This is a genomic window from Nonomuraea sp. NPDC001699, assembly GCF_053596455.1.
In genome coordinates this window covers 222,570-245,142 of record NZ_JBSFGF010000008.1, presented here as the reverse complement: position 1 = coordinate 245,142, position 22,573 = coordinate 222,570, and the positions used below count along the sequence as shown (strand labels likewise).

General features: G+C 69.3%; 23 protein-coding genes and 3 pseudogenes. 14 read left to right on the top strand and 12 right to left on the bottom strand.

Features of this window, described 5'->3' with window-relative positions; translation table 11 throughout:
• Positions 1–3: 3 nt before the first annotated feature.
• Genes ACWCSU_RS25450 through ACWCSU_RS25430 form a run of 5 tightly spaced genes read left to right on the top strand, consistent with a single transcriptional unit; the run spans position 4 to position 7,433 of the window.
• Positions 4–129, top strand: coding sequence for a hypothetical protein (locus ACWCSU_RS25450; protein WP_357708355.1), 126 nt, complete (start codon positions 4–6; stop codon positions 127–129).
• Entirely contained in the window at positions 126–2,378 is a 2,253-nt protein-coding gene (locus ACWCSU_RS25445) for a hypothetical protein (RefSeq protein WP_449938030.1), read from the top strand. Before ACWCSU_RS25450 ends, ACWCSU_RS25445 begins: the two co-directional genes overlap by 4 nt.
• Positions 2,375–3,502 (top strand): S8/S53 family peptidase, encoded by a 1,128-nt coding sequence (locus ACWCSU_RS25440; protein WP_357708358.1) that lies wholly within the window; start codon positions 2,375–2,377, stop codon positions 3,500–3,502. Before ACWCSU_RS25445 ends, ACWCSU_RS25440 begins: the two co-directional genes overlap by 4 nt.
• A gap of 9 nt (positions 3,503–3,511) precedes the next feature.
• A complete protein-coding gene (locus tag ACWCSU_RS25435) occupies positions 3,512–4,702 on the top strand; it encodes a hypothetical protein (RefSeq protein WP_449938028.1) in 1,191 nt (396 codons plus the stop codon).
• A gap of 1 nt (position 4,703) precedes the next feature.
• On the top strand, positions 4,704–7,433 hold the full coding sequence (locus tag ACWCSU_RS25430; RefSeq protein ID WP_449938027.1) for a S8 family serine peptidase: 2,730 nt from the start codon (positions 4,704–4,706) through the stop codon (positions 7,431–7,433).
• On the opposite strand, the gene ACWCSU_RS25425 is transcribed toward ACWCSU_RS25430, so the two are convergent.
• The 3 genes from ACWCSU_RS25425 to ACWCSU_RS25415 all read right to left on the bottom strand — a co-directional run bounded on the left by ACWCSU_RS25425 (position 7,425) and on the right by ACWCSU_RS25415 (position 8,191).
• The gene (locus tag ACWCSU_RS25425; protein ID WP_449938025.1) at positions 7,425–7,685 is read right to left on the bottom strand and encodes a hypothetical protein; all 261 of its coding nucleotides are present in this window, start codon (positions 7,683–7,685) and stop codon (positions 7,425–7,427) included. The genes ACWCSU_RS25430 and ACWCSU_RS25425 overlap by 9 nt on opposite strands.
• Positions 7,686–7,802: 117 nt before the next feature.
• On the bottom strand, positions 7,803–8,027 hold the full coding sequence (locus ACWCSU_RS25420) for a hypothetical protein (RefSeq protein ID WP_449938024.1): 225 nt from the start codon (positions 8,025–8,027) through the stop codon (positions 7,803–7,805).
• Between the two features lie 35 nt (positions 8,028–8,062).
• A complete protein-coding gene (locus ACWCSU_RS25415) occupies positions 8,063–8,191 on the bottom strand; it encodes a serine hydrolase (RefSeq protein WP_449938023.1) in 129 nt (42 codons plus the stop codon).
• A gap of 321 nt (positions 8,192–8,512) precedes the next feature.
• Between ACWCSU_RS25415 and ACWCSU_RS25410 the strand changes: the two genes are divergently transcribed.
• Together ACWCSU_RS25410 and ACWCSU_RS25405 are read left to right on the top strand one after the other, a co-directional pair.
• Positions 8,513–9,172 carry a hypothetical protein gene (locus tag ACWCSU_RS25410; protein WP_449938022.1) on the top strand — a complete coding sequence of 220 codons (660 nt, stop codon included), beginning with the start codon at positions 8,513–8,515 and terminating at the stop codon, positions 9,170–9,172.
• A gap of 313 nt (positions 9,173–9,485) precedes the next feature.
• Positions 9,486–10,313 (top strand): MarR family winged helix-turn-helix transcriptional regulator, encoded by an 828-nt coding sequence (locus tag ACWCSU_RS25405; RefSeq protein WP_449938019.1) that lies wholly within the window; start codon positions 9,486–9,488, stop codon positions 10,311–10,313.
• 55 nt (positions 10,314–10,368) lie between these two features.
• Here ACWCSU_RS25405 and ACWCSU_RS25400 read toward each other — a convergent pair whose 3' ends face one another.
• Complete coding sequence (locus ACWCSU_RS25400; protein WP_449938017.1) at positions 10,369–11,697, bottom strand: protein kinase domain-containing protein; 1,329 nt, start codon at positions 11,695–11,697, stop codon at positions 10,369–10,371.
• Between the two features lie 171 nt (positions 11,698–11,868).
• Here ACWCSU_RS25400 and ACWCSU_RS25395 point away from each other — a divergent pair, with 171 nt between their 5' ends.
• The 3 genes from ACWCSU_RS25395 (at position 11,869) to ACWCSU_RS25385 (ending at position 13,657) form a co-directional block, all read left to right on the top strand.
• A complete protein-coding gene (locus ACWCSU_RS25395) occupies positions 11,869–12,288 on the top strand; it encodes a DUF1330 domain-containing protein (protein ID WP_449938015.1) in 420 nt (139 codons plus the stop codon).
• 78 nt (positions 12,289–12,366) lie between these two features.
• The gene (locus tag ACWCSU_RS25390) at positions 12,367–12,876 is read left to right on the top strand and encodes a WGR domain-containing protein (RefSeq protein ID WP_449938013.1); all 510 of its coding nucleotides are present in this window, start codon (positions 12,367–12,369) and stop codon (positions 12,874–12,876) included.
• A 139-nt stretch (positions 12,877–13,015) separates the two neighbouring features.
• Positions 13,016–13,657, top strand: a complete 642-nt coding sequence (locus ACWCSU_RS25385; protein WP_449938011.1) for a phage minor capsid protein — start codon at positions 13,016–13,018, stop codon at positions 13,655–13,657.
• A 769-nt stretch (positions 13,658–14,426) separates the two neighbouring features.
• Here the strand turns inward: ACWCSU_RS25385 and ACWCSU_RS25380 are convergent.
• From ACWCSU_RS25380 to ACWCSU_RS25370, 3 genes and pseudogenes are all read right to left on the bottom strand, one after another.
• Positions 14,427–15,053, bottom strand: coding sequence for a hypothetical protein (locus ACWCSU_RS25380; RefSeq protein ID WP_449938009.1), 627 nt, complete (start codon positions 15,051–15,053; stop codon positions 14,427–14,429).
• Positions 15,054–15,106: 53 nt separating this feature from the next.
• Positions 15,107–15,537 (bottom strand): annotated as a pseudogene (locus tag ACWCSU_RS25375) (DUF4158 domain-containing protein).
• Entirely contained in the window at positions 15,537–15,674 is a 138-nt protein-coding gene (locus ACWCSU_RS25370) for a hypothetical protein (RefSeq protein ID WP_449938006.1), read from the bottom strand. Before ACWCSU_RS25370 ends, ACWCSU_RS25375 begins: the two are co-directional and overlap by 1 nt.
• 67 nt (positions 15,675–15,741) lie before the next feature.
• On the opposite strand from ACWCSU_RS25370, the gene ACWCSU_RS25365 reads away from it, so the two are divergent.
• A complete protein-coding gene (locus ACWCSU_RS25365) occupies positions 15,742–16,995 on the top strand; it encodes an FAD-dependent monooxygenase (RefSeq protein ID WP_449938003.1) in 1,254 nt (417 codons plus the stop codon).
• Positions 16,996–17,069: 74 nt separating this feature from the next.
• On the opposite strand, the gene ACWCSU_RS25360 is transcribed toward ACWCSU_RS25365, so the two are convergent.
• From ACWCSU_RS25360 to ACWCSU_RS25340, 5 genes and pseudogenes are all read right to left on the bottom strand, one after another.
• Entirely contained in the window at positions 17,070–17,417 is a 348-nt protein-coding gene (locus ACWCSU_RS25360; RefSeq protein ID WP_449938002.1) for a hypothetical protein, read from the bottom strand.
• Between the two features lie 191 nt (positions 17,418–17,608).
• Positions 17,609–18,034, bottom strand: a complete 426-nt coding sequence (locus ACWCSU_RS25355) for a hypothetical protein (RefSeq protein ID WP_449938000.1) — start codon at positions 18,032–18,034, stop codon at positions 17,609–17,611.
• A 227-nt stretch (positions 18,035–18,261) separates the two neighbouring features.
• Positions 18,262–19,164 (bottom strand): alpha/beta fold hydrolase, encoded by a 903-nt coding sequence (locus ACWCSU_RS25350; RefSeq protein ID WP_449938377.1) that lies wholly within the window; start codon positions 19,162–19,164, stop codon positions 18,262–18,264.
• A gap of 36 nt (positions 19,165–19,200) precedes the next feature.
• Positions 19,201–19,590, bottom strand: a pseudogene (locus ACWCSU_RS25345) (SRPBCC family protein); the annotation flags it as partial.
• 54 nt (positions 19,591–19,644) lie between these two features.
• On the bottom strand, positions 19,645–19,980 hold the full coding sequence (locus ACWCSU_RS25340; protein ID WP_449937998.1) for a VOC family protein: 336 nt from the start codon (positions 19,978–19,980) through the stop codon (positions 19,645–19,647).
• Between the two features lie 88 nt (positions 19,981–20,068).
• Between ACWCSU_RS25340 and ACWCSU_RS25335 the strand changes: the two genes are divergently transcribed.
• The 3 genes and pseudogenes from ACWCSU_RS25335 to ACWCSU_RS25325 form a co-directional block, all read left to right on the top strand.
• Entirely contained in the window at positions 20,069–20,701 is a 633-nt protein-coding gene (locus ACWCSU_RS25335) for a CGNR zinc finger domain-containing protein (RefSeq protein ID WP_449937996.1), read from the top strand.
• Positions 20,702–21,708: 1,007 nt separating this feature from the next.
• Complete coding sequence (locus ACWCSU_RS25330; protein WP_449937994.1) at positions 21,709–22,110, top strand: hypothetical protein; 402 nt, start codon at positions 21,709–21,711, stop codon at positions 22,108–22,110.
• A 68-nt stretch (positions 22,111–22,178) separates the two neighbouring features.
• A pseudogene (locus tag ACWCSU_RS25325) lies at positions 22,179–22,424 on the top strand (M55 family metallopeptidase); the annotation flags it as partial.
• Positions 22,425–22,573 lie beyond the last annotated feature (149 nt).

The following is a 22,573-nucleotide window of genomic DNA, read 5'->3' as shown; positions in this document are numbered from 1 at the left end:
CGCATGTCCGACGTACACGAGGCCGAGGACGAGCCCGTCGAGGACGAGCTCACCGAGGACGAAGGCGCGGAGATCGCGCCTGAAGAAGGCGCAAGCGAAGACGACAAGGACGGCTGGGTCAAGGCATGAACAAGTTAACCTCCCGGCTGGGCGCGGCCTGCCTCGCGCTCACGCTGGTCACCGGGCTCGGCACCGCCGAGGCCACGACAGAACCCCCGCCGAAGGCCGCGACCGGGCCCAGCGCCACGGTCACGCTGGTGACCGGTGACAAGGTGCAGGTGGACCTCGCCGGTAGCGCCACCGTCATCGACCCGGGTAACGGCGTGTTCGCCCAGCTCACCCTGAACGGCGACGAGTACGTCATCCCCGCCGAGGCCGCCCCCTTCCTGGGCAGCACGCTGGACGTCCGCCTGTTCAACGTCAGTTACCTGGTGCGCGCCGGGCTGGACGACGCGCACGCCGACGCCCTGCCGGTCAAGGTCGAGTCGGGCGGCGTGGCCACGCTCGGCCCGCAGTCCAGGACCCTGGCCAAGAAGGACGCCGAAGGCTTCGGCCAGGAGTTGGCCGGCAAGTGGAAGGCCGGGCAGAAGCCGGGCACCGGCCGCATCACGCTGGCCCAGCCCGAAGGCGCCCCGGCCCTGCCCGCCGATCCGATGGCGGCGCCGGCCGACTATCCCGAGTACCACACGGTCACCGTCGACTCCATCGACCGCACCGGCAAGCCCGGCGTCATGCTCGGCTCCATCCACAGCCTGGACGACCCGACGTTCACGCTGTTCCAGGTGGGCGACGGCGTGGAGGGCACCTCCCAGGCCGTCTTCAGCGTGCCGGCGGGCCACTACAGCATCGAGGCCAGCGTCCTGACCGGACCGGTCCTGGACATGGGCTCCACCGGCGCCCTGGTGATCGAGCCGGAGTTCTCCGTCACCGAGGACATGTCGCTCACGCTGGACGCGCGCAAGGCCGTGCCGTACGAGACGACGATCGAGGGCGTGCCCGAGACCGCCGACACGCAGTACGACCTCATCACCTACAACCGCACCACCGTCCAGGGCGACCAGGTCGGCAACCCGCCCTTCGGCAACTCGGTCACGGCGCTGTTCCTCATGCGCCTGGTCTCCGGAGGGGACTTCGGGGTCCACACCCTGTACGCCACGCCGACCAGGCGCGTGACCAAGGGCAGCCTGGACTTCCTGGCCATGACCTCGATCGGCGGTCCCACCGGGGCCGATCCCACGTACAAGGTGGCCTTCCACGAGCCCGGCGGCGTGCCGGCCTCACTCACCCGCACGGTCAGGCGCTCGGACCTGACGACCGTGGACTCCACGATCCACAACACTCCGGGAGCCACCTCCCAGCACCCAGAGCTCCTGAGCACGGTCTACCTGCCGTGGACGCAGACCACCTTCGGCGTCACCAGCCCCCTGTACGGCGGCAAGCGCACCGACTACTGGTACAGCAACGCCCCCGGCAAGGTCTCCTGGGAGCCCATCCTGCGACCGGACCTGGGGCTGCGCCTGTTGGGGGAGCGCCGGCTGATCCGGCCGGGCCAGCACCTCACCGAGACCTGGAACAAGGGACCGCAGGTGCCCTCCAGCAGTGCACCGTACGTGCAGGAGGCCCTGATCGGGATCCAGAACACCCCTGACACGAACGTCACCAGCGCGCTGCAGCAGGTGTGCGTGGCCTGCCGGCAGGGCGATCTGGGCCTGCTGTACCTCAACCCGTACGCCGACTCCACCGCCGGCCACTACCGCTCGGCCCTCGACGGACTCGCGAAGGTGGAGTTCTACCGCGACGGCGCGCTCGCCTTCACCTCGGCGACCCGGGGCGACGGCACACGCCTCACGCAGCTGCTGGACCTGCCGCTGCTGCCGCAGCCCGCCGAATACCGGCTGAAGGTGACCGGCGACAACCCTGGTGTGGAGGACGCGACCAGCACCACCGACTGGACCTTCCGCATCACGAACCGCGACCGGTCGGCCGATCTGCCCGACCAGGCGATGTGCGCACCCGACCCCACCCGCCGCTGCTCGTTCCTGCCCCTTCTGTTCGTACGGCCCGACCTGCCGCTGGACATCGACAACGCCACCCCCGCCGGCGAGCCGTTCGAGGTGGCCTTCACGGTGCGGCACCAGCAGTACCAGGACGACCCCAGCAGGGTGAACGCCACCGTCTCCGTCTCCTACGACGGCGGCACGACGTGGTCGGAGCCCCAGACCGCGAACCGGGGACGCGACGGCCGCTTCACCACGACCCTCACCAGCCCCGCCAGCGACGGGTACGCCGCCCTGCGGATCAAGGCCGTAGACCGCGACGGCAACGCCGTCGAGCAGACCAACCTCCGCGCCTACCGGCTCGCACCGAAGGACCAGTGACCGTGATCATCTCCCGGCTGCTCCCCGCGATCGTGCTCGGCCTGACCCTGCTGGTGCCGGCGTCGGCTCAGGCCGCCGGCGACTGCTCCACCCCCGACTGCCTGCTGAAGGTCACCTCCAAGTCCGACGCGAACGTCAGCGACGGGCTCAAGGCGGCTGACCTGCAGGACGCCTACAAGCTGCCCTCGTCCTGGCTGGGCGGCGGCCAGACCCTCGCGGTCGTGGTCCCGTACGGCCATCCCAGCGCCGAGCGCGACCTGAACGAGTATCGCAAGGGCAACGACCTGCCGCTGTGCGATGAGATGTTCCCCTGCTTCCGTCACGTGGACCAGCGCGGCGGCACCACCAGGCCACCGACCCACAACGGCTACGCGCTGCACACCGCGGCCGGGCTCGACCTGGGCTCGGCCGCCTGCCCCAATTGCAAGCTGCTGCTGGTCGAGGCCGACGACGAGACGCCGGCCAGCATAGGCGCCGCGGTCGACCAGGCGGTCGTCCAGGGCGCTGACGCGGTCTCGGTGATGACCGGCTTCTACGAGTACGCCGGCCAGCGGGCCGACGCGGCGCACTACGACCACCCCGGTGTCCCGATCGTCGCGGGCGGCGGCAGCGGGTTCGGCAACGGCGTGGGCAGGCAGATGGTCCCGGCCGCCTACGGATCGGTGATCGCGGTGGGCGCGACCACCCTGTGGCGTGACCCGGGCAACGCGCGCGGCTGGAGCGAGATGGCCTCCTCGGGGTCCGGCTCGGGCTGCTCGGTGTACGAGGCGCGCCCGGCCTGGCAGCCGAAGGGGCAGTGCGGCGCCAAGCGCACGGTCGCCGACGTGGCCGCGGTGGGCGATGCCCGCTCGCCCGTGCAGCTCTACGAGAGCACCTCTTGGGGCGGCTGGATCGGCGTCAGCGGCACCCCGATCAGCGTCGCGCTGATCGGCGGCGTGTACGCGCTGGGCGACAACGGCCAGGAGATCGTGCCCGGCCAGAAGCTCTACGGCTCCGGCCAGTACCTGTTCGACATCACCACCGGCGCCAACGGGGCCTGCGGCGGCTCGCCGCTGTGCACCGCCAGGCGCGGACACGACGGGCCCACCGGCATGGGCGTACCCAACGGCATCGGCGCCTTCTGAGGAGCATTCGTGCGCAGCATACGCAGAACCGCGGTCGCCCTGGCGGCGACGGCATTGACCACCGCGCTCACGACCGGCGCGGCGACGGCGGCCTCGGCCGCCGCCTGCACCCCCACCTGGAAGTTGCTCGACGTGCCCGCCATCCCCGACGGCGGCGTCTCGGTGGCCCACGCGTCGTCCGTCTCATCCAAGCAGGCGGTGTTCACCACCGAGGGTGACCGCACCTCCGCCACCCTGACCTCGGACGGCAGGTCGGTCAAGCTCCTGCCCAAGCAGATCCCGCACGCGGCCATGGCCCCTGGCGGCGCCTGGGAGACGACCTTCGACTCGACGTCCAGCGGGTGGGCGCGCTACCAGTTCCGCTACGGCGACACCTACGGCAGCGGCGTCCCGGTCTTCGCGCGCCTGGACGGCGGGCGGTGGTCCTTCGTGCCCACCGCGATCTCCCCCGACCCCACCGCGACCAGGCCCAATCTTCAGTCCATCGACTCGGTCTCGCCTTCGGTCGCCTGGACCGTCGGTGAGTACACCACACAGAGCGCGGACTCCGCCGGCGCCGCCATCCAGCAGTGGAACGGCAGAGTCTGGAAGAACGTCGACCATCCGGCGATGACCCGGGCGAATGCCACCCTGCGCGCTGTGCACGCGCGGTCCCGTGACGACGTCTGGGCGGTCGGCAGGCAGTACACCGACCCCGCGCGGATCGAGTCGCTGATCCTGCACTACGACGGGAAGGCGTGGAGGGAAGTGCCCGGCGTGCCCGGGCTGCTCGCCGAGCTCGTCTCCGTCAGCGCTCGTGCCGCCGACGACGTCTGGGCGGTCGGCTACGAGCGGAAGCCGGGCACCTTCGCCCCCGTGGCGCTGCACTGGGACGGCAAGTCCTGGAGTGCCGCGCCCACGCCGTCGGCGGCCTGGACCTCGCCCTTCTCTGTCTACGCCGCGGGCCCAAACGACGTGTGGATCACCGCGACGTCGCCGGCCGACGGCTCGTCGCAGCCCCCGCTGCAGCACTGGGACGGCAAGTCCTGGACGGACGTGCGGCCCGAGGGCGTCCAGGCGCCCGGCTCGGCGTACATCTACACCGCGCTGACCGGCTCCGGGCCCAAGGACGTCTGGGCGAGCGGCCAGATTCTCAACGGCACCGGCTGGGAGACCACTTCCCAGCCACTCGTCGCGCACCTGAGCTGCGAAGGACGCTGACATGAAAATCATCACTTCAGCGGTGGGCGCGCTCATGGCCGCCTCCCTCCTGGCCTCCGCCCCGGCGGCGGCCGCCGCGCCGGCTGATCCGCGTCCGCTGGGCGGGGAAGTGCTCGCGGCCTACGCCGCCAAGGACCGCACCGACCTGTGGGTGCTGCTGTCCGACAAGGCCGACACCAAGAGCGCCGAGCGGGCCAGGACCCGCACCGCGCGCGGCGAGCAGGTCGTGCGCGCCCTGCGCGACACGGCCGACCGCTCGCAGGCCCCGCTGCGCAAGCTGCTGAAGGCCGAGGGCCGCAAGAGCGAGACGTTCTGGGCGGCCAACGCCGTGTACGTCCGCGACGTGCCCCTGAAGCTGGCCGAAAAGCTGGCGAAGATGGACGGGGTGAGCGAGGTCCGGGCGCCCAGAACCTACCCGGTGGCCCTGCCGGTGGAGACCAAGGGCGCCGCCGCGACGGCCGCCGCCGTGGAGTGGGGCATCGCCAACATCAAGGCCGACCAGGTGTGGCAGCAGTACGGCGTGCGCGGCGAGGACATCGTCGTGGCCAACGTCGACACCGGCGTGGAGTACACCCACCCGGCGCTGATCGGCTCCTACCGGGGCAACAACGGCGACGGCACCTTCACCCACGACTACAACTGGTACGACGCGGCCGGGAACTGCGACGAGCCCGGCCCGTGCGACGGCCACAACCACGGCTCGCACACCATGGGCACCATGGTGGGCGACGACGGCAAGGGCAACCAGATCGGCGTCGCGCCCAAGGCCAAGTGGATCGCCGCCAGCGGCTGCCAGGCCGGCGGCTGCAGCGACCTGGACCTGATGCGGGCCAGCCAGTGGATGCTGGCGCCCACCGACGCGGCCGGGCAGAACCCCGACCCGGCCAAGCGCCCGCACATCGTCAACAACTCCTGGGGCAGCGACCTGCCCTCCAACGAGCCGATGTTCGAGGAGATCCAGGAGGCCTGGGCGGCGTCCGGCATCTTCGGCATGTGGGCCAACGGCAACGAAGGGCCCGAGTGCCGGACCTCGGGCACCCCGGGTAGCCGCACGATCAACTACTCCGTGGGCGCCTACGACAGCAACAACAAGATCGCCAGCTTCTCCAGCCGGGGAGACGGCCAGGACGGGCAGATCAAGCCCGACATCTCGGCTCCCGGCGTGGACGTCCGCTCCTCCGTCAAGGGCGGAGGCTACCTCTTGATGTCGGGCACCTCGATGGCCACACCGCACGCGTCGGGCGCGGTGGCCCTGCTCTGGTCGGCCAACCCGTCGCTGGCCCGCGACATCGAGGGCACCCGCACGCTGCTGGACCTGACCGCCATCGACACCGCCGACCCGCAGTGCGGCGGCGACGCGGCCAACAACAACGTCTACGGCGAGGGCCGCCTGGACGCGCTGGCGCTGGTGCAGGCGGGCGCCCAGGGCCTGGGCACGCTTTCGGGCACCGTCACCGACGCCGCCACCGGTGAGCCGCTCAAGGACGCCACCGTGTCGCTGAACGGGCAGCTCAACCGCCAGTCCACCTCCGGCGAGGACGGCACGTACACCTTCAAGCTGCTGGCCGGTGACTACCAGCTCAAGGTGAGCGCCTACGGCTACCAGGACGCCACCGTGGCGATCAAGGTGACCAAGGACGGCTCGATCAAGCAGGACGTCCCGCTCACCCCGACCCAGCGCAAGATCCTGTCCGGCACGCTCACCGACGGCTCCGGCCACGGCTGGCCGCTGGGCGCCAAGGTGACCGCCGACGACGGCAAGGGCCACACGTGGGACGCCACCGCCGACGCGATCACCGGCCACTACTCCCTGTCCCTGCTGCCCGCCACCGACTACACGCTGCGCATCACCCCGGGCGCACCCGGCTACGACCCGGTCAGCAGGAAGGTCAGTCTGGGGGCGGAGAACCAGACCGTGGACGCCGCCCTGCCCGCCGCCCTCGCGTGCGTGGCCCCCGGCTACCTGGCGAGCAGGGCGGGCACGCCCGAGCCGTTCAGCTCGGGCAAGCCCACCGGGTGGCAGGTCACCAATGTCGATCCCGGCTTCCCCGGGTTCGACCACCAGCCGGGCTGGGTCTTCGACAACCCCGGCGCCCGGGAGAACCGGACCGGCGGGAGCGGCAGGTTCGCCATCGTCGACTCCGACCACTCCGGCAAGGGGCATGTCCAGGACACCTACCTGACCAGCCCGGTGCTGAACCTGGCCAAGCACACCAGCCCGGTGCTGGAGTTCGCGGGCGACCTCAAGCCCGGCGTGAACGCCATCGCCTGGGCCGACCTCAGCCTGGACGGCGGGCGTACCTGGACGACGGTGTGGACCCGTAAGGGCTTCCCCGGCGCTTCCGGCCCGGCCGCTCAGGTGGTGGCGATGCCGCAGGCGGCGGCCAAGACCAAGGCCCAGGTCCGCTTCCACTACCGGGGCAACCGCTCGGGCTGGTGGGCGATCGACGACGTCTACGTCGGTGACCGCACCTGCCAGAAGGTCCAGGGCGGCCTGGTGACCGGCACGGTCACCGATGCCGCCACCGGCAAGCCCGTGCAGGGGGCGGCGGTCGCCTCCGACGGGCGCACGGCCACCACCGACGCCTCCGGCGCCTACTGGCTGTTCTCCGCCCAGACCGGTGATCGGGAGGTGACGGTCACCAAGAGCGGCTACGCCGCCACGACCGCCACCGCCGCCGTCGCCGTCGACCGGATCACCGGGCTCGATGTGAAGCTCGCGTCATCCTGATCCCCGCGCCCCCGGCAGCCCTCTGCCGGGGGCGCGGCACGTCTGCGCCGCCCGTTCCAAGGGTCTCCGTGCTGGGGGCCTACCCGGCGTCGTCCGCCAGCCGGCCGCGGCGGCGACGCGGTCGATGGCCGAGGCGTAGGCGCGGTGGGTGTCGGGGTTGACCGTGCGCGGCGTGGCGAGAAAGGCGTCGGCGGCCACGGCGAGGCTGACGCCTTCACCGCGCGGGGCAGTGATCTTCGGCGCGGCGCTCATGCCGGCCGCCGCGCGACCTCGGCGACGATGTACCGGATAACGTACCGGAGTCGCGCACCGTCCCGGCGGACGGTTCTCCTGGTCGCCGCGCGGACGTGATCGCTCATGTACGTGAAATCAGGCCGGTCTCACGTAGATGATTACGAGTTGAACGCCGGTGGTCGAGATCATGTCACCGGCGCCGGCCGTCATGGAGGGGTTCTGGCGGGTGACGTCGACCACCTTCCACCGGCCGGCGTCCTGGTAGCGGAAGGAGCCGTGGGCGTGCGGGTGGGGGAGATCCGTGGATCCCGGCACCACGGTGCCTCGCAGCTTGAGCGGCCGCAGGATCCGCCGCTTCATCTCCTCGGCGATCGAGTGGCCGGTGACCTTCTCGATCAGCAGCGGGCCAGTGTGTAGTTGGTGTTGGAGTAGCTCCAGCCCTTTCCCGGCTCGAACCGCGCCGGCCTGGACATCGCGAAGCGCACCAGCTCCTCCGGCTGGTAGGTCTTGAACCGGTTGTCCACCCACTCCTTGCCCGCTGCGGGGATCCCCGGCTCGATCGAACCGTACCGAAGCCGAGCCGCGTCGCCCCGGACTTGTTCGCCAGTAGCGCGAACGTGCGATTCGTACCAGAGCGCCTTGGTGGCGGCTGTGTCGATGTTTCTCGGCTTCGGTCGAGAGGACGGCACTCATAATCGGCATATCGGAAAATTCCTCTTTGCTCATAATTGCGTCCGCCCATTCTCGTCGGCCTTTCTTGGCCATTGCCTAACGTGTCCGTGCGTGATGAGATTATGATTCGATTTACCCATTCCGGCCGGGATGTAAGGCGGCAGAATTGCGACATGGATAGACATGTCCTTTTCGGCGGCCACAGGATCGACATTTCGAACAATCGACGGAGGAAGATCGCCATGTTCAAAAAACTGCTGCGTTTCCTTCCCGCCGGCCTCGCGGTCGGCTCGCTGCTGGCCACCGTGGCCCTGCCCGCTCCGGCATCGGCGTCAGCCTCCCTGACCGGAATGCGACAGAATGTCGTCACCGTACTCGGCTACAACAGCACCGACTGGAAATACCTCCAGGTGCCGCCCGGGACCAATGCCCCGCGTTTCTACGATCCGAACTTCGATGACAGTGACTGGGCGAGCGGACAAGAAGGCTTCGGCACCACCAACGGCACCTGCGCCTGGAACAACTCCACCAACGTCAAGACGTCCTGGGCGGCGAACACCGACATCCTGGTACGCCATTGGGTGCACATCCCGCGCGACGCACAGCAGGTCCGCATCCAAGGAACGATCGACAACGACGCGCGGGTCTACTTCAACGGCCGCCTCGTTCAGACCGTCAGGAGCGGCGGCTGCGCCGCGGGCGCGATCAACGTCGTCATACCCGTCAGACACCTGGAGCGCTGCAACCTCCTGGCCATCCGCGGCCATGACTACGGCGTCGCGACCTACCTGAACGTCGAGGTCAGCTACGTGAAGCAGACCCCCACCGCCTGAACAGGCACCCCCGCGAGCCCTCGGCCCCATGAACTGTGAGAGGGCCGGGGGCTCCTCTCCGTGCGGAGCTCTCTCGCCAGGACGGGAGATCCCTGGATGCCCGCGGACGTGGGCTCCATGCGTGGACGGATGACCGCCATGACCGAGCGGTGACCGAGTTTGGGTGGCACCCCGACGCTGCCTGGCAGAATCGACCCAAAAATTTTCGACCGGGGTTGTCGGATCTGGGCCGCGGCGTTCGTAGCCAAGGTGAACGGCCGCCCACAAGGGCGCTGTCACGACCAGCCGTCACGACGAAGAGAGATGCCGACCGATGCAGCAGCACCCACAGGCCAAGATCCGCCACATGGCCGAGCTCGTCGAGCCGATCGCCACCGCGACCTTCTCCGAGGTGGCGAACGAGGCGTTCCTGGCCGTCGGCATGCGCAACTACTGGGACGGATACTTCGCGGGCCGGGCCGCACCCCTGGGGACGGCACCGCCCGAGGTCGTGCACGCGGTCTTCTACAACTTCGCCGACGGCGAGGTGGCGCGCCACATCCCGTGGGTGTGGGGAAAGATCACCCCGCAGGAGGCGATCACCGTGCGCGAACGGGGCAGCGCGGCCGCCCTACGGCAGATGATCGGGGAGCTGGCCGATTCGCCCGGTCTGGTGCGGGCCACCGACCTCGCCATCCGAGCAGCGTTCAGCGCGCCGACCGAGGGCCGGCCACTGTACGCCGGGCTGCGCGCGCTCGACGTGCCCGAAGAGCCGGTGGCCAGGCTCTGGCACGTGGCGACGCTGCTGCGGGAACACCGAGGGGACGGCCACAACGCCGCCCTTCTCGCCCACGGCATCGGCGGCACCGAGGCCCACGTCCTCATGGCCCTCTCCCTCGGAATGAGGGCGGAGGAGTTCGGCCGCGTCCACCACCTGCCCAAGGCTCAGCTGGCCGCCGTGGTCGACGGGCTGCGCGACCGCGGCCTCGTGGACGCCGACGGCGGATTCACCCCCGCCGGCCGGGAGACCAAGCAGCGGATCGAGGCGCTCACCGACGACCTGGCCGCCCCCGCGTACGACGTGCTCAGCGCGGACGAGCTCGACGAGCTGGCCGCGGGGCTCCAGCCGATCGCCGCCGCGGCATGGGCCTTCGACAACTGAGCGAGTGCCCTGCGGGCGAGTGGCGCGACGGCGTGATGTACGGCAGTGCGGGCGATCAGGATCGTGTTCGACCTCTGATCCCTCCTCGTCGATCGATGCGATGCGAGGTCCAGGCCGCCGCCGCAGCGACGAGGACGACGATGCTGATCAGGGCCAGCGACACCGTCGCGGCATCTCGTCCGGGCAACTGCATCATGTTCCGGAGGGTTTCGCCGGCGCCGTGGAAGGCGAAAGCGGTCGCGCCACAGCCGAAGACGAGCCCGGCGGCACCGGCGACAGCGGTCACGGTCCTGCCGGCGTTCTTCGGCAGGAACCGCGCGAGACTGGCGCACAGCAAGCCGGTGATGACGACATCGGCAACGGCGACGATCAGTGCGGTGTCGTCCCTGAAGCGCTCGAAGTGCTCCCACGTGCCGCCGGCATCGGGGAGTCCTGCGACGCCGAGCGCTGTCAGGCCCACCACCGCTGTCATGGCCACGATCAGCGCGGCGACGCCTGAGCGTCCCCCCTCCTGCGTCCGGACTGGGAGGATCTTGGTGTCGCGCCGCACGCGGACCGTGGTCGCGGACTGCGCACCTGCCATGGCCAGCGCCTCGTCGACCGTCGGCCTGCGGCCCGGGTCCTTGTCCAGCAGCCGGGTGATGAGCCGCGTGAGCGGTCCGGTGCGTTGCGGTGCCGGGGCCTCGTCCAGCAGTACCGCGGCCAAAGTCGCTTCCTGGGTGTCGCGGCGGAACGGTGAGACGCCCTCCACCGCTTGGTAGAGGGTCACACCGAGGGAGAACAGATCCCCGGCGGGAAGGCCGTCACTGCCGCGCAACCGCTCGGGCGCCATGTACTCCGCCGAGCCGATGAACATCCCGGTGGCGGTCAGTGCGGAATCGGTGTGGTGGATCGCTGTCCCGAAGTCCGTGAGCAGGACCTTTCCGTTCTCGGCGAGCATGACGTTGGCCGGTTTGATGTCGCGGTGCACGACGCCTTCCCGGTGTGCTGCGCCGATCGACGTCAGCAGTGCCCCGGCGACTTCGACGGCCCTGTCCATCGGAAGAGGTCCGTGCTCCTCGACGTACTCGCTCAGCGAGCAACCCTCGATCAGTTCCATGACGATCCAGGGAAGGCCGTCCTCGATGACGACGTCGTGGATCGCGACGATGCCGTCGTGCTGGCGCAACCGGGCGGCGTTGCGTGCCTCGCGTGTGGCGCGCGCCAGCCGCTCGGCCCGTTCGGTTTCCGGCATCCACGGCGGCAGCCGCAGTTCCTTGATCGCGACGTCCACGTCGAGGGTCTCGTCGCGGGCCCGCCAGACCCGCCCGAAACCACCGGACCCCAGTTCGTCCGCAAGCCGGTAGCGCCCGCCGACCACGTAACCGGCCAGCCTCGAAGTCATGCCCGTCTCCTGCCATCGCCCTGGCGCGAACAGATGATCAGCGTACAAGCCACCGTCATCGGTGCATGCCCGCTTGCTTCACCTGATCGCCTACCTGTCAGGTAATCGCCCTGCCTACGAGGTGCGTGTCAGGATCGGCAGTACCGAACACGTCTGCACCAGGAGGACGCCATGCCCGCCTACGTCATCGCCCATCTGCAGGAGGCTGCCCCGCATCCGGAGATCGCCGAGTACATGGAACGGCTCCCCACCACCTTCGAGCCGTACGGCGGCCGCTACCTCGTCCACGCCACCCAGCACGAGGTGAAGGAAGGCACCTGGCCCGGCCATGTCGTGATGCTGGGGTTCCCGGGCATCGCCGAGGCACGGGCATGGTGGGACTCTCCCGCGTACCGGGAGATCGCGCCGCTGCGCTCGCGGCACATCGAGGGCGACATCATCATGGTCGACGGTCTGCCCGACGACTACCTCCCCACGGCGGCCGTCACCGCCATACGGGAGACGGCGGCCCTGCCCGAACAGGTCGTCGGGAACGACCATGGCCTGCGTGCCGAGCGCGAGACCACCGCCGCCGAGGGCCTCCCCGTCTGATCTTCCGCGCGACTTTGTCGGTCGTTCTCGCCATACTCGCCGCTGTCGATCAAGAGCAGGCAGGGTGGAGGTATCAGCATGAGCATGGAGCGCACGCTGGCGTTCGTCGGCGGGGGTTCGGCCAAGTTCTGGGAGGTGCGCCAGGACGGCGCGGAGCTGCACATCCGGTATGGACGGATGGGCGCGGCCGGTCAGACGCAGGTCAAGTCGTTCGGCTCGGCCGCCGCCGCCACGGCTGCCGCGGACAAGCTGGTGGCGGAGAAGTTACGCAAGGGCTACACGGAGGACGAAACGGCCCCCTTACCGCAGGCGGCTTCGCCCGCGGCCGCCGGCGGCGTCGAGGACGAGGACCGGCTGACGTTGCCGCCCACCTGGTTGCGCGCTCTCCACCCCCGGCGGGGCGGAGCGAAGGTCTCGGTGAAGCGGCCGGATGCGAGCGCGCCGGAGAAGCTGGCCGCCGAGCTGGACAAACGCTGGAAGATGCTCGCCGACATGGTGGCGAAGTGCCCGGATCCGGCGCTCGCATCGGCGGCGGCGTCGCTGCCCCCGGGGCCGGTCGGCTGGAACGCTTGTCTGAACGGCTGGTGACGACCGGGGTCAACGCGGCGTGGCGGCGCGGCGCGGAACGCGCCACCAAAGATCTGGAACGGCTCGGCTCCCGCAGGGGCAGGGCGTCATAGAGATCGCCCGCCGCGCCACGCGGCTGGTCGCCTCCACCCAGCCGGGCATGCGGTCGGCGCCGGAGTTCATCTTCAGGCAGATCGTCAACGAGGTGGCCGCGCAGGCGCTCACCGGCGCGATCTCCCGCCGCGAGGCGCAGGCGCGCGCGCTGGACAAGGTGGCCCGCCGGGGCATCACCGGGTTCACCGACTCCTCCGGCCGCGTCTGGTCGGTGACCGCGTACGCCGAAGCGGCGGTGCGGACCGCGATGGCGCAGGCCGCGACGGACGGCGACCTGGCCACGCTCGCCGAGAACGGCATCGACCTCGTGATCGTGTCTCGGCTGCCGTTCACGTGCCCGCGGTGCGCCCTCTGGAAGGGGAAGATCCTGTCGCAGGACGGGCCGATCGGCTTCCGGCAGGTTGAGTCCGCCGTGTCCGACGACATGGTGGACGTGCTCGTGGAGGGCACCGTCGCCCAGGCCCGCGCCGCCGGCCTGCTGCATCCCGGCTGCGGGCACACGCTCAGCGGCTACCTGCCGGGCGGCCCAGAAGATGCGCCGCCTGGAGTCCGAGCTGCGTGGCGCGAAACGGCAGGCGGCGGTAGCGCTCGACACGGAGCACCGGCGCAAGGCCGGTGCTCGTGTTGCCGCTCTGGAAAATCGGCTGACTCAGCTCAGCCACGACGCTGGCATGCCTCGGAGAGGTGATCGCGAGCGGATCTAGCGATCATGTGCGGGCGCTGGCCCTGCACCCATGCCGTGATCACGGAGAAGCCGACCACTCTGCCGCATCTGCGTGGCCAAGGCATTCGTTCTCGTAGTGGAACGAACCCTCGTTCTTCCACAGCCACCCGCTGTCGGCCCAGAGCGCCCAGGAACAGTGTGTGATCAGCCGGACATGCCCGGCTGCTCCACTGCAATTGAGCATTCCTCGTCTGCCGCCGTCTACTCCGGCCGTACACCAGGGAAGCTCCCCGGCCAAGGCTGGAGTTGGGGCGACGAGCGCGATGGGGGCGGCGATAGTTGCTGCCGCGAGGGCGAGCTTGAGCGCTCGCGTTGGTATGCGCACGCTGGCCTGCCTTTCCAAGAGAAAGTTGCTGACAGTTCTTCATTAAACGAGGAAGTCCCCGTGTGTGTCAGTCCCCGAATACACCACACCCGATGAGTGAATTCTCCAGGTGTGTCCCGAACCAATGTCCCTATAAACGGCGACTTGACATCATGGACAAGTAAGCGACCAGGGCTGATGTGCTGTTCGACCTGGCGATTTACGCGGCTTGCTGCCAATTTGGCCTCGCCTACTTGATGCGGCGCTGTGTCATGCCACCTCTAGCAGGATCGAATTATTCCGGTCCGCCTGGCGCGGGCCCTTTCTCATGTCCGGCTCCGGGAGGGCCTGCGATGTTCGATCACTCGATGTTGCCGACGACGCCTGGCGCGATCATCGGCTACCGCAAGAACGGCCAGCCGATCCGGCTCATCGCCGGAGGAGCGCCCGAGGGAGAGGGAAGGAGCGAAGGTCAGCCGCAGGGCGAGCCGCAACAGGGCGGCGCTCCCGACTCGGCCGAGGCCACGCAGCCCGACCAGCAGCCCTCTGGTAGTACTGCTCCAGCAATGGCAGATAGTTGTTGCCGTGATGCGCCGAGATCGCCTCATGGGCCCCGGTCAGCGCCTCCACGCCGCCGGCCCGCTCCAGCGTCTTCAGCACCAGGTGCCCGGCCCGTTCGGCGACCTCGGGCCCCGCCCCGTGCGCCGTCCCCCTTGGCTGCTGCGGTGAGATCTGGCCGCCCTCCGGCGTGCTGCTCTCTTCCAGGACGAGGGCGTCGCGAACGGCCGACAGTACATCACCGAACACCCCGAGCAGGCGTTCAGACTCGGCCCGATGAGCTTCGCGCAGCGCTTCCAGCTGATCGCGCCCTTTCTTGTGGATGGCCGCCATACGCTTGCAGAACATGGTCGCCACGTCATCGCGGATCCCGATGGCCACCGTGTGGACGAAGCTCGCCGGCAGCGTCAGCCGCTTGTCCTCGCCCACCTTGCGCATGTCGGCCGCGTCGGTGACCCGCGCTTCCCCCGCGAAATGGGCGACCTCGCCCGGCGGCACGCTCTGCAGCCACGTCCCGGTCGGCCCCAGCGCGTCGATGTCACCCAGCAGAGTCAGGCCGGCCGTGCCCGCGCGGCCGCATCCAGCCGCCCCGTCACCGTCTGAAAGAACCCGGTGTTTACCTCGGCGCGGACCGCCGCCACCATCGCGTCCAGCGTGGTGTAGCCCGGCAGCTCACACCGAGTGCGGACCAACTCCTCCAACGCCACATTGATCAGATCAGCCGGGTTGTCCTTGGACTGCACGGCCTTACGGATCGCATCTTCAGCGACCTGCCGCGCCCGCGATGCCTCATACGACACCCCGTGCGCTGGCGGACGAACGCCCGATGCCGGCTGGCCGTCCTCGCAGCCGCCTGCCGCAACTTCACCTCCTCCGCCAGCCCCAGCGCTTCATGCACATGCCCGGCCACGGCCGTCGGCACCTCGCCGATCTTCGGGAAGTACCCCAGCCGTTGATGGGACTTCAGCCACACCACCAGCATCAGCAGATGATCTCATCCTGCGTGCGGCCGCGCGCCCAGGCCACCTCGGCATCAACCGGCGTGAAGTTCTCCGCCAGATCCCGCGCCGTGACCACCCGCGGAAATCGCGGATATGCGGTCCGGTTTATCGAGGTCACCCACAACCTCCCAGACCACCACCAACATGACGGCACTCACCCTAACGATCAGTTGCCAGCCCGCGGTGTGTTTCTGGCGTACTCAGGCCGTACCCCCCTGCGGGTCCTCGTCGCCGGCGGCGGGATAGCGGGCCAGGCGCTGGCCTTCTGGCTCACGCGGGGCGGCCACAGGGGGACCGTCGTCGAACGTTTCCCGGTGCTGCGGGCCCCCGGGGCGCAGGTCGACCTCCGGGGACAGGGCATCGAGGCCGTCGAACGGATGGGGCTTCTTGACGCCGTCCGAGGCAAGCGGGTGGACGAGGCGGGCGTCTCCTTCGTCGAGGTCCGCGGCAGGACCAAGGCGACGATCATGGCCAACACCTCCGGCCAGGGCCGGCAGCCCCTCACCTCCGAGTACGAGATCATGCGCGGCGACCTGGTACGCATCCTGCACGACGCCTCGAAGGACGACACCGAGTACGTCTTCGGCGTGCGCGTGGACGGCTTCGACCAGGACGAACAGAAGGTCGTCGCGCACTTCTCCGACGGGTCCTCCGGCGAGTTCGACCTCCTGGTCGGCGCGGACGGGCAGGGATCGCGCATCCGGCGGGCGATCCTCCCCGCGGGCTGCGACCCGTACTGGCGGGTCGGCATCCACATGGCCTACTGGTTCGTCCCGCGCATCGCGTCCGACGGCAACATCCGGGACACCTGCATGGTCCCGGGTGGCCGTCAGATCATGCGCCGCAGCCACAACCACACCGAGACGCAGGTGTACTTCGTGATGCGGGAGGAATCCGAGGAAGCCTCGGCGATCCACCGGGAATCCGTCGAGCGTCAGCAGAAGTTCTGGGCGAGCAGGTTCCGCGACGCGGGCCGGCAGACCGAGCGCTTCATCGACGGCATGCGGACGAGCCCGTTCTTCTACTCCCAGGAGATCGTCCAGGTCCGGACCGGCACCTGGTCCGAGGGCCGCGTGGTCCTGGCCGGCGACGCCGCCCACTGCGTCTCCCTTTACAGCGGCATGGGCGTCTCCGGTGGTCTGGTGAGCGCCTATGTCCTGGCCGGCGAGATCAACCGGCATCCGGGCGACCTGCCGACCGCACTGGCGAACTACGACAGCGTGCTTCGGCCCTTCGTCGACGAGATCCAGGGCGAGGTGAATCCGCGTCTCCTGCGCCTGGGAATGCCGATGACCCAGCGTGCGATCGACGCCTTCCGGGCCGCCACCGCACTGGCCTGCTTCCTGCACCTTCCCGATCTCGTCGCACGCCCTTCGAAGGAGGACCGCGGCGGCAACTGGCGGCTCCCCGAGAACCCGGCGCCGATCAGCACCGTCTGAGCTGGGAGGAAGGTCAGCAGCCGCCGCAGAGGTCCTCACGGCTGATGCGGTCCATCACCATCGTCCCCCAGAGCTCACAGGGTGGCTGCGGCGCCCGCGCGGGCCTGCAGCGTGTCCAGCACGTCGACGTGCTCGGGCGGCACCGACACGTCCAGGGTCAGGCCGCCGTCGGCGATGGTCAGGGTGAAGGTGAAGAAGGAACAGCAGCCGTTCTCGCGAGCCGTCAGTTCGGCGGTCCGGGCGGCGGTGCCCGGGCCGAAGACGAGATCGAGACGCAGCCGGGTGCTCTCCGGCCGCGTCAGGCCCTGCACCGCGTCGGCGAACAAGGCGTCGAACTCGGCCACGCGCAGCGGCTGCTCGGCGGTGGGCAGGGTGCAGGCGGAGGGAGCCCATCCCTGGTCAAGGGTGATGTCTTGCGTCATGCCTCGACGGTAAGCCTGTACCTGGGTACCGAATGCAAGCCTCTTTCGGCACGGCGCCACAACGACGCTCGCCTGCCCGCTGTTGTCCGGCACCGAACATGCGGCATCCGCCAAACGGCACCTGACCGCAGCGCACGTCAAGAGGGCGGGCTTCGGCCACCTGCTCTTTGGGCATTGAGCGTTCCGACCGGTCAGCGCGCTGACGCGGCCGACTCGTCGCTCTCGGGGATCGCCGCGAGCCCCGATTCCGCCTTGTTCTGAGCGACGTGGCTGAACACCGCACCGAGCCCGGCGATGCCCGTGGCCATGCCGATCTGCCGCAGGGTGCCGAACGTGGCACTGGACATGCCGGCGTTCTCCTGCGAGGCGAAGGTCAGCGATGCGGCCTGGTTGACTACTGTGAGTGAGCCGAGCCCGACCCCACCGATGATCATGCCTGGCAGGAAACGGGTCCAGTTGTCGTCGTGGCCGAAGGTCCCGACGACGTACATGCCCGCCGTCACCAGCACCATGGTGGCCGGCAGCGAGACTCCGATCGGCACACGCCTGGCGAACGTCGCGGTCACGGGCGCGTTCCGCCCGGTGGACCCGCAGGTCGCGGCCACGATCCTGTTCACCGTCCTGGGCCCTCCGCTCGGGTCCGCGTCACCAGCCGCAAAGTAGCTGAGAGTGACGTTGGAACTACGACAGAACGGGACAGCAGTCCCGATCTACCAGTCGGTAGGGTGCGGGAACTTGAGGTCCCGGGAGTCCGGAACCCCTCTTCGATCAAGGCTCCGACCTGCCCCGCCTCGCTACTTTGCACTGGTCGCACGGACCCGAGTAGGGGGCCATGTGGGTGCGATCAGTGGGGCCGCGCGCTCGGGCGCCTCGCAAGGGTGGTGATGAAGGCGGCGATCTCGTCGGGGTTCTCTTCGGCCATGAAGTGCCCGGATGCGGTCGACTGGTAGGTCAGGTCCGGTGCCCAGGCCCGCCACAGCGATGCGGCGTCGAAGCCGAGCTGGGAGCCCCAGTCCTGTGAGATGACGCCGACCGGCATCGCGAGCTGCGCGCCATGCTCACGGTTGGCTCGATCCATCTCGAGATCGATGCTCGCGGTGGCCCGGTAGTCGGCCACGATGGAGTCGATCGCGGCGATCGAGCTGTCGATGTAGTAGGCGCGCTCCTCATGTGTGAAAGTCGTGCCGCTGGGGTCCCATGCGTCCAGGAATGAGCCGAAGAACTCCGGAGCGACTGCGCGGATCATCTTCTCGGGAAGACCGATGGGCTGAGCCATCAGATACAGGTGCCAGGCGACCTTGGCGTCGACTCCTTGCAGAACGGCCCACGTGTCGAGGGTGGGCAGGACGTCGAGGATCCCCAGGTAGTCCACGATGGCGGGGTGGTCCAAGCCTGCGCGGACGGCGACCAGTGCACCGCGGTCGTGCCCGACGAGCCCGAAGTGGTCCACGCCGAGGGTGGACGCGACCGTCACGATGTCCTGAGCCATGGTGCGCTTGGAGTACGTGGCGGGGTCATTCCCGTCCGGCTTGTCGCTGTCGCCGTAGCCGCGCAGGTCAGGGACGATAACCGTGTGGTCGTCGGCGAGCCTCGCCGCGACGTGGCGCCACATGTAGTGGGTCTGCGGGAACCCATGCAAAAGGACCACGGCCGGCCCGCTCCCGCCGACGGCGACGTTGAGGTTGACGCCGTTGGCGCCGGGGATGGTCCGGTAGTCGAAGCCGCTGATCGTCAGTCGGGTGGTCATGCGTTTCGCGTCAGGCGCGGCGGACTCCACCGTCTGCTTGAAGATGCTCAGGCCGTGGTCCATTCCGGCGCCCATCGCGATGGCGAGGTCGTCCGGTCGCACGTCGTGGATCCAGACGAGCCGGCTGCCGCCGTCCCCGTGCGGGAAGACTTGCATCGAGGCGTTGTCGTGTTCAGGCTGCATGGTGTCGCCGGTGACCGAGAAGACGAGCCGGCGCGGCTCATCGTCGAGCGCGATGAGCCGCTCCCGCAGCACCGTTCCGTCGGTGAAGGTGACGATCCTGACGTCCGGTTCGTCTTTGTCGAGTCGGCTGTCGGTGACGAAGCCCGGCGCCATCCGGACGGGCCCGTCGGTGAAGTCACTGATGATCGCCCACACGGCCGTGGGGTCGGCATCGATGATGATCTCTTTGTGCACGGAGGCCATATCTGTTCTCTCCTGTAGTGGTGGAAGCGGGTGTCCGCGCGGTGGCGAGTTCGTCTATGCGGCGACGACGCAGAACTGGTTGCCCTCGGGGTCGGCCAGCACAACCCAGCCGTCGAAGCGCTGGACTTCACTCGCGCCAAGGGCCCGAATCCGACCGACCTCGCCTGCCAGGTCATCAGTCGACAGGTCCAGGTGCAGCCGGTTCTTGCCCTCCCGGCCTTCGGGCACGGCCTGCAGGGACAGGCCCACGCCGCTCTTGTTCGCGTCCTCCAGGTAGGTGGCGCCTTCGTCCGAGGACGCGACCTGGTATCCGGTGACCGCCTGCCAGAAGGCTGTGCTGCCGACCAGGTCGTTCGTGTCGATGCAGATGTTGCCGATGCTGATGCTCACCAGCGACCCCTTCTAATCTAACTGACGTACCAATTACGTCGGTTACGTAACCTACCATCGCCGATGGCCGGATAGACTGCGAGGCGTGATGGATGAGCGCGCCACCGAGCCCGTGCCGGACAACCTTGAGGCCGGGACGGCGCCGATGCCGCTACGCGTGATCGAGGAGTTCATCAACACCCGCCGCCGCGACGGCGACGAGATCGCAACCCCGCAGCAGCTGGTGACGTGGTTGCACGCCCGCGGCCTCATGCCGGCCGACACGGTGGTGAACGACGAGCAGCGCGACCGTGCCGAACGGATCCGCGAGGGACTACGCGCGCTGATCGCTGAGAACAACACCGAGCCGGTCTCCAGCCCGCGCCCGGACGGCCTCAACCCTGCCGCTCGCGACGAACTCGCCGATCTCACCCGTGACTTCCCGTTGATGCTCGACGTGACCGTTTCCCCGCCCCGGTTGGTCGCCCGCGCCCGGGAGCCGGTGGAGGCGGCGCTGGCCAGGCTCCTCGTCGTCGTGGCCGAGGCCGTGGCGGAAGGCACGTGGACGCGGCTGAAGGCCTGCCGGGAGCCGAGCTGCCGATGGGCCTACTATGACCACTCCCGCAATCGGCGCCGGACCTGGTGCTCCATGGGCATCTGCGGCAACCGCGCCAAAGCCCGCGCCTCTCACCACCGCAAGTCCACCGCGCCCTTGACCGCGGGCCAGCCGACAAACCGATAATCCCGCGCCGTCGGCCCGCCGGCCTCGCTCCGTCCGGGCAGGCGCGGGGCTTTGCCGCCCAGGTCCACGCGGCAGGCCGGGCGCTGAGTGGGCAGGACGTTGCCGAGCTACTGCGCCAAGCGGTGGCCCAGGTGCGCCGCTGGCCCGCGCTGATGCCGCCGACGCGTCGACCGGTACCCGGTCATCGAGCAGGGCCGCCGCCTGGTCGAGGAGCTGTATATGGCCCCCTACCCGGGTCCGTGCGCCCAAGTGCAAAGTTGCGAGTCGGGGCAGGTCGGAGCCTTGATCGAAGAGGGGTTCCGGACTCCCGGGACCTCAAGTTCCCGCACCCTACGGATTGGTAGATGGGGTGCTGGTAAGAAACGTGTCATGACCCCCAAACGGCGTTGATCTTGCTGTGACTTGCCTGGTCAATGCTGGCTGGTCATGAAACACCCCCCCGATGCACATCGACGATCTGGTCGAGCACTGGACGATCCTTGACGAAGAGCGCGACCTGATCGCAGGAAAGCGCGACGCAACTCCACGGCGAAGGCCTCCACCGGGCCGTCGGCCGGATCCACTGGCTGTTCACGACGCCCCACGCTTGTCCCCACATCCCCCGAATGCGACAAAACAGCACAATGTACCCGGCGATGTGGTGATGATCAAGTCTTTGTCTAGGGGGCGAATCGGGGTTCCAGACAATCCAGCAGCCATCAAGACTGGCCCCTGCCTGCCGTTACCTGCTCGGCGGGCTGACGTTTCACTGCCTGGGCTTGCTCCAAGGCCGTTGTGCGCTGAAGCCCGCGCCCGATCAGGGCGCGGCGGGAGGTCACACAAATGCAGCTGCTAACGGAAGGAATTCCTCACATGATCAAACCCAGTCTTGTGGCTGGGGCGGTAGCCATGGCCGCCGCCAGCCTTGTCGGTCTCGTGACCTGCTGCTCGGTTCCCTGCCCGACGGCACGATCCACTGGAGCCGGAAGGTCACCGGTGCCTGGCCGCTGGGCGACGGGCGCCACGAGGTGAGGTTCGCCGACGGCTCGGCCATCACCACCGACCTGCTGATCGGCGCGGACGGCACCTGGTCCCGGATCCGTCCGCTGGTCTCGGACGCCTGGCCCGCCTACACCGGGATCTCCTTCGTCGAGACCGACCTGTTCGACGCCGAGTCCCGCCACCGGCGCAGCACCGCGGTCATCGGTGGCGGATTCTTCATCGCCCTGGGGGACGAACGCGGTGTTCTCGCGCACCGGGAGAGCGACGGCAGTCTCCACGTCTACACCGGCGGCGACAGCGATGAGGCCACGCTTCCCGCACCCTGGCAGCTGATCGCCCTGGTGCTGGCGACCGTGCTCGTGGTGGCGGCGCTCACCTCCGTTCCCGCCCACCTTGGCGGCCGCCGTCCCGTGGCCGCGACTCTCTAAGCCGACCACCACGGAAAGCCTGATGATGCCGCGTAGATCCGTTCCTTGAACCGCTCACCTCGGCCGAAGCACACGATCTCCTGCGGCGCGGCACCGGTCAGGCGATGCGGCTCCACGCCACCATAGCGCCGGCCTCGGTGCCGCACCCGCTCCGCATCGAGGTCGACCTGCATCAGCCGCGCGCGGCGGATCTGGCCGCGCTCCTACCCAGCGTCACCCGGCGCGGGCGCACCGTCGCCTTCGACGCCGAGACCATGACGGCCGCCTACGGCATGCTCCACGTCATCGTCGCGCTCACCCAGAACGGGCCGTGAGCACCAAGGGGTGGCCCGCGCCCGGCGCGGAGCCACCCCTACGACCAACCGCCTACGCCATCGCCCGCCAACAGCACCGGGGTCAGGGCGTCAGCCCCAGCTCACGCAGCTGCGCGGGCCGGCGCAGGCGTCCGTCTCTCGCTTGACCT